Below are 683 nucleotides of genomic sequence, written 5' to 3'. Positions count from 1 at the left end.
GTGACAAACCGGAGGAAGGTGGGGATGACGTCAAATCATCATGCCCCTTATGACCTGGGCTACACACGTGCTACAATGGATAGAACAAAGGGCAGCGAAGCCGCGAGGTGAAGCCAATCCCATAAATCTATTCTCAGTTCGGATTGCAGGCTGCAACTCGCCTGCATGAAGCCGGAATCGCTAGTAATCGCGGATCAGCATGCCGCGGTGAATACGTTCCCGGGCCTTGTACACACCGCCCGTCACACCACGAGAGTTTGTAACACCCGAAGTCGGTGGGGTAACCTTTTGGAGCCAGCCGCCTAAGGTGGGACAGATGATTGGGGTGAAGTCGTAACAAGGTAGCCGTATCGGAAGGTGCGGCTGGATCACCTCCTTTCTAAGGATAATGTCTTTAGGACATTCGGAATGCGAGCCTTCGGTTCGTACTGTTGATGAGCTTGTTTGTTTAGTTTTGAGGGAGCGATTCTCTCAGAACTTTTTTGTTCCTTGAAAACTGGATAATCGTATGTAAGAAGGCAATTGCAATAAAACCGAGTATCGCCATTTTAGTTTTTCTCTCTTTTGATTGAAAAAGAGAAACCTGGCAAGTATTTGCCGCAAGGTTAAGTTAGAAAGGGCGCACGGTGGATGCCTTGGCACTAGGAGCCGATGAAGGACGGGACTAACACCGATATGCTTCG

The 683-nt window shown here is 49.5% G+C and carries 2 rRNA genes; both read left to right on the top strand.

The window, feature by feature from the left end:
- Positions 1-379, top strand: a 16S ribosomal RNA gene (locus WQ57_RS22235); the annotation flags it as partial.
- A 224-nt stretch (positions 380-603) separates the two neighbouring features.
- Positions 604-683, top strand: a 23S ribosomal RNA gene (locus WQ57_RS22230); the annotation flags it as partial.

It is taken from the genome of Mesobacillus campisalis, from assembly GCF_000986785.1.
Lineage (GTDB): Bacteria > Bacillota > Bacilli > Bacillales > Cytobacillaceae > Mesobacillus_B > Mesobacillus_B campisalis.
This window is presented reverse-complemented; position numbering and strand designations above follow the sequence as displayed.